General features: G+C 66.6%; 4 protein-coding genes. 3 read left to right on the top strand and 1 reads right to left on the bottom strand.

Annotation, left to right across the window (positions count from 1 at the left end; translation table 11 throughout):
- Positions 1-432: 432 nt before the first annotated feature.
- Positions 433-1,143, bottom strand: a complete 711-nt coding sequence (locus AC0SZ7_RS18195; RefSeq protein ID WP_475505682.1) for a TetR/AcrR family transcriptional regulator — start codon at positions 1,141-1,143, stop codon at positions 433-435.
- A 382-nt stretch (positions 1,144-1,525) separates the two neighbouring features.
- Between AC0SZ7_RS18195 and AC0SZ7_RS18190 the strand changes: the two genes are divergently transcribed.
- The 3 genes from AC0SZ7_RS18190 (at position 1,526) to mdeB (ending at position 6,049) form a co-directional block, all read left to right on the top strand.
- The gene (locus AC0SZ7_RS18190) at positions 1,526-2,746 is read left to right on the top strand and encodes an acyl-CoA dehydrogenase family protein (protein WP_475505681.1); all 1,221 of its coding nucleotides are present in this window, start codon (positions 1,526-1,528) and stop codon (positions 2,744-2,746) included.
- Between the two features lie 25 nt (positions 2,747-2,771).
- On the top strand, positions 2,772-3,278 hold the full coding sequence (locus tag AC0SZ7_RS18185; protein ID WP_475505680.1) for a flavin reductase family protein: 507 nt from the start codon (positions 2,772-2,774) through the stop codon (positions 3,276-3,278).
- Positions 3,279-3,385: 107 nt separating this feature from the next.
- Positions 3,386-6,049 carry an alpha-ketoglutarate dehydrogenase gene (mdeB, locus tag AC0SZ7_RS18180; RefSeq protein ID WP_475505679.1) on the top strand — a complete coding sequence of 888 codons (2,664 nt, stop codon included), beginning with the start codon at positions 3,386-3,388 and terminating at the stop codon, positions 6,047-6,049.
- The last annotated feature ends 14 nt before the right edge of the window (positions 6,050-6,063 follow it).

Below are 6,063 nucleotides of genomic sequence, written 5' to 3'. Positions count from 1 at the left end.
CGCGACCATGCCCCGCCCCCGTAGCAGCGGCCGAAGGCCGCGTCCACAACCGCCGCGGTGGCCTATGACGCAGCCTGGCGGCAGCTGCTACGGAGCGCTGTAGCCGATGCCGCAGGCTGCGCTGGACCTTTTCCACGGTGAAGATTTCCAGTGAACGCAGGGGCCAGCGCAGCCTGTCGGCAGCGGCTACAGTATTCGCGCGACCATGCCCCGCCCCCGTAGCAGCGGCCGAAGGCCGCGTCCACAACCGCCGCGGTGGCCTATGACGCAGCCTGGCGGCAGCTGCTACGGAGCGCTGTAGCCGATGCCGCAGGCTGCGCTGGACTTTATCCACGGTGAAGATTTCCAGTGAACGCAGGAGCCAGCGCAGCCTGTCGGCAGCGGCTACAGTATTCGCGCGAACACGCCAGGCCGCGTCCACAAGCGCCGCGGTCAGGTGGGATGCATACCCATTGCCCACGCGGGGCGGGCGTCGGTGACTTCGCCGCTGGCCCAGGCTTTCAGGTAGTCACGTGCGAACACCATGCCTTCCTCGCATTCCACCGCGCTGCACCCCAGGCTGCGCAAGGCCATGCGCACGGCCTCGTCCATGTACGCCTCCGGCGCCTCCACGCCCTGGCGCAGGGCCTGGATGGCGTGGGCCGAGGCGCCCATGAGGAAGTCGGTGGCGGCGTCGATGCGCGCCAGCTGGAAAGCCCCGCAGGCCTGGCCGTTCTCAAGGTCGCGGGACATGTACTCGGCCACCAGCGAGGTGTGCTGCCAGGCATCCACGCGGGTCACGAACCCGGCCCACAACGGGTCGAGCACGGCGCGCAGCATGAACAGCCGGAACGCCGTGGCCACCCGTTGGCGCGGTTGGGTGAGCACGTCGTACACCGGCAGAATGTCGGTGGTCATCTGATTGTTCAGCGCCTGCCCGATCGCCACCAGCACCTCATCCAACGAGGTGAAGTAGTTGTAGAAGGTGCCACGCGACACATCCGCCTCGCGAATCACGTCATCAATGACCGGCGCCGTGGCGCCGCTGGCCGCAAACACGCGCATGGCCGCATCCAGCAGTTTCGCGCGCATGAGCTGGCGTTTTTTCAGGGCGACTTTCGGCCGGTGGTCAGCCACCGGCAGGGCAGGCTCGGGCGTGGACACTGCAATACCTCGATCAAGTGACAGTTCGTCAGAATGACAGTCTAGGCGCCGGCTATCAGAATGACAAATTTGTTCAAAAAACCCCTTGCGCAGTGTTCAAGGCTGTCCTACATTCAACTCAATTGTCGGAATGACAATATCGTCATAAAAATAATAGGAGACGAGCATGTTGATCCCTTCCCACCCCGCGTCACGTCCGCATTCCACCTCGCCCAGCGCCCGCTCGCAGTGGCACGTTCACGTCTTCAAACTGCACCGCCGCACCTGACCGCGCACCCCATTCGCAGCTGATTGTGTGATGCCTGCCCACTGCGCCGGGCGGCTTGCATGCACCTGAACGTTATAAATGACATTTCTGTTCATTATGATAATCGAGGTTGGTATGAACGCAGACCTGAACACCCTACGCCCCTTCACCGAATTCGCCGCCCAGCCCTCGCTGTCCGAGCTGGTCGAACGGGCCCGCGCCCTGCAGCCGCTGCTGCGCAAGAACACCGTCGAGAACGAGAAGAATCGCCGCACCTGCGATGAAAACATCCAGGCCATACAGGACGCCGGCCTGTTCCGGCTGATGGTGCCCAAGCGTTTCGGCGGCCATGAAGGCACGCTGCGGGCGCATATGGAAGTCTCCGCCGCCCTGGGCGAGGCCTGCGGCGGCACCGCCTGGGTGGTGGCGCTGACCAACGTCTGCGCCTGGTTCACCGGGCTGTTCTGCGAGCAGGCGCAGAACGAAGTGTTCGGCGCCAACCCGGACGCGCGGGTGGCCGGGGTGTTCAATGCCTCGCCCAACACCCGGCGGGTGGAAGGCGGGCTGGTGGTCAGCGGCAAGTGGTATTCCTCGTCGGGCAGCCTGCACGCCGACTGGGCCGTGGTCGGCGCCGAGGAGCGCGACGCCAACGGCGCGGTGATCGGCCAGTACCTGGCGCTGATGCCCAAGGCCGACTACAGCATCGAAGACACCTGGTTCACTGCCGGCATGCGCGCCTCGGGCAGCAACTGCGTGGTGGCCAACGAGGTGTTCGTGCCCAACCACCGCCTGCTGAACATGGGCGGCGCCATCGAAGGCGAGTACGCCACCGAATTCAAGGACGAAGCTGCCTACCGTGGGCTGTTCGTGCCGTTCGCGGCGTTGATTCTCAATGGCCCGCAGCTGGGCCTGGGCCGGGCGGCGCTGCAGTACGTGATCGACAACGCGCCGCGCCGTGCCATCGCCTACACCTCGTTCGAAAAACAGCCCGATTCGGTGGTGTTCCAGGTGCAGGTCGCCGACGCCGCACTGAAGATCGACACCGCGCACCTGCGCGCCTTCCGCGCCGCCGACGAGATGGACACTGCGGCGCGCCAGGGCATCAAGCTCGACGCCCTGACCCGCGCGCGCATTCGCGCCGATGTCGGCCTGGTCAACACGCACATCACCGAGGCCATCAATATTCTGCTCTCGGCCCATGGCGCTGGCAGCTTCTCCGAGAGCAGCCCCATGCAGCGCTGGTGGCGTGACTCCAACACCGCCGCGCGGCACGCGGTGGCGTTGCCGGCGGTGGGCAATGAGCTGTATGGCAAGGCGCTGCTGGGTGTTGAAAACACCGTCACGCCGCTGGTTTGATCGCCCCCTGACCGAGGACTGTCCCATGGACACCAAACTCCTGCGCTCAGTGATGGGCCAGTTCGCCACGGGTGTCACCGTGGTCACCTTCAACGCCGACGGCGAGCCTGCCGGCATGACCGCCAACGCCTTCATGTCGGTGTCGCTGGAGCCACCGCTGATCCTGGTGTCGATCCGCAATGCCTCCAGCTTCAACCGTTTCGTCGGCGTGGGCGTGCGCTACGGCGTCAACTTCCTCGCCGAGAGCCAGCGCTGGCTCAGCGGCCACTTCGGCGGGCGCCCGGAGCAGGGCGCCGAACTGCCTTTCATTGACCACGAAGGCACGCCCTTGCTCGACGGCAGCCTGGTGCAACTGGTGGCGCGCACGGTCGACGTGCACCCGGCGGGCGACCACCTGCTGTACATCGGCGAAATCGAACACCTGCGCATTGGTGCCCAGCGCAAGCCCTTGCTGTTCTTCAGCGGCCGCTACCACCAGATGCACGCCCGCTCGCCCGGCAGCGAATGGAGCGGCTGCATCGACGGCTGGTAACCCGCCGCGCCGCACCCCCAACAGCCACATGAACGCCCCCACGCACGCCTTGCCCAGGCGTGCCGGGCCGGCTCATGCCTGATAAACCTGAATCGAGTGTGTTTGCCATGACCTCCTTTACCCGCGATGGGTCGATCAAGACCGACAGCGATATTGATCAACAGGAAACCCGCGACTGGCTGGAAGCGCTGGAAGCCGTGGTGCGCAGCGACGGCAGCCAGCGCGGCGAGTACCTGTTGCGCCGCCTGGAAGAGCACGCCAGCCACCTGGGCGTGCGCCGCAACGTGCACCCTTATTCGCAGTACCAGAACAGCATTGCCCTGGAACAACAGCCGGCATTTCCCGGCGACCTGGCCATGGAAGAGCGCCTGACCTCGATTATCCGCTGGAACGCCCTGGCCATGGTGGCCCGGGCGAACAAGGCCTACGGCGAGTTGGGCGGGCACATCTCCAGCTACGCCTCGGCCGCCGAGATTTTCGAGATCGGCTTCAACCATTTCTTCCGCGCCGACAGTGCCGAGGCGAAGGGCGACCTGGTGTACTTCCAGCCGCACTCGGCGCCGGGGGTGTACGCCCGGGCCTTCCTGGAAGGTCACCTGGATGAAGCGCAATTGGCCCGCTACCGCCAGGAGGTGGACGGCGGCGGCCTGTGTTCCTACCCGCACCCGTGGCTGATGCCCGACTTCTGGCAGTTCCCCACCGGCTCCATGGGTATTGGACCGATCAGTTCAATCTACCAGGCGCGCTTCCTGCGCTACCTGGAACACCGCGGCATTGCCGACACCTCGGCCCGCCACGTGTGGGGCGTGTTCGGCGACGGTGAAATGGACGAACCCGAATCCATCGCCGCGCTGTCCCTGGCGGCGCGCGAGAACCTCGACAATCTGACCTTCATCGTCAACTGCAACCTGCAACGCCTGGACGGCCCGGTGCGCGGCAACGGCCAGATCATCCAGGAGCTGGAAGCGCTGTTCAGCGGCGCCGGCTGGAACGTGATCAAGGTGGTGTGGGGCTCGGACTGGGATGCGTTGTTCGCCCGCGACCACAACCACGTGCTGCTGCGCCGTTTCGCCCACACCGTCGACGGCCAATACCAGACCCTGGGTGCCAACGATGGCGCCTACAACCTTGAGCACTTCTTCGACCTGGACCCCGAGCTGCAGGCACTGGTCGCGCACATGACCCCACAGGAAATCGACGGCCTGCGCCGTGGCGGCCACGACTTCCGCAAGCTGTACGCTGCGTTCGCCGCCGCCAAGGCCCACAACGGCCAGCCCACGGTGATCCTGGCCAAGACCAAGAAAGGCTACGGCATGGGCCTGGCGGGTGAGTCGCGCAACACCACGCACCTGCAGAAGAAGCTCGACGTCGACGCCTTGAAAGCCTTCCGCGACCGCTTCGCCATTCCGTTGGACGACGCCGCGCTGGAGGAGATGCGCTTCTACAAGCCGGCCGCCGACAGCGCCGAAATGCGCTACCTGCATGCCCGCCGCGCGGCGCTGGGCGGCTACCTGCCGCGCCGCCAGAGCCGCGCCGAGGCGCTGCCGGTGCCGGCGCTGGCCAGCTACGCGCAGTTCGCCCTGGCCCCGGACGAGCGCGAGACTTCCACCACCACCGCCGTGGTGCGGCTGTTCACCAACCTGCTCAAGGACCCGGCTGTGGGGCCGCGCATCGTGCCGATCGTGGCAGACGAGGCGCGCACCTTCGGCATGGCCAACCTGTTCCGGCAGATCGGCATCTACTCGCCGGTGGGCCAGTTGTACGAGCCGGAAGACGCCGGCGCGATGCTGTATTACAAGGAATCGCGCGACGGCCAACTGTTGGAGGAAGGCATCACCGAGGCGGGCGCGATCTCGTCGTGGGTGGCGGCCGCTACCTCCTACAGCGTCAATGGCGTGGCCATGCTGCCGTTCTATATCTACTACTCGATGTTCGGCTTCCAGCGCATCGGCGACCTGATCTGGGCGGCTGCCGACCAGCGCGCCCGCGGCTTCCTGATCGGCGCCACCGCAGGCAGAACCACCCTGGCCGGCGAAGGGCTGCAGCACCAGGATGGCAGCAGCCAGCTGGTGGCCTCGACGGTGCCCAACTGCCGCGCCTATGACCCGGCGTTCGCCAGCGAGGTGGCGGTGATCATCGACCACGGCAGCCGGCGCATGCTGGAACAGCAGCACGACGAGTTCTACTACCTCACCGTGACCAACGAGAACTACCCCCAGGCGCCGCTGGACGCTGCCGAGCACGCCGCCGTGATCAGGGGCATGCGCCGCTTCGGTGCCCGCGGCGAGGAGGGCGCGGCCAGCCAGGTGCGCCTGCTGGGTTCGGGCTCGATCCTGCGCGAGGTGATCGCCGCCGCCGACCTGCTGGCTGCGGACTGGGGCATCGCCAGCGAGATCTGGAGCGTCACCAGCTTCTCCGAGCTGGCCCGCGAGGCCCGCGAGGTGCAACGCGCCACGCTGTTCGGCGCCGAGGCGCCTGCGCCCAGCCACGTGCAGCAGTGCCTGGCCGGCAGCAGCCCGGTGGTGGCCGCCAGCGACTACGTGCGCAGCTATGCCGAACTGATCGCCCCTTACGTGCAGGCGCCATACACCGCCCTGGGCACCGACGGCTTTGGCCGCAGCGACACGCGGCCTGCGCTGCGGCGCTTCTTCGAGATGGACCGCCAGCACATCGCCGTGGCCGCACTGGCCGCCATCGACCCGCGCCTGGCGGCGCAAGCCCGTGAACGCTACGCCATCGACGTCGCCCTCGACGCGCCGTGGAACCGTTGAGCCGAGAATAAGGA

The sequence above is a fragment of the Pseudomonas sp. JC1203 genome (assembly GCF_056175065.1).
Note: the sequence above shows the minus strand (reverse complement) of the source record. Positions and strands in the feature narration are given on the sequence as shown.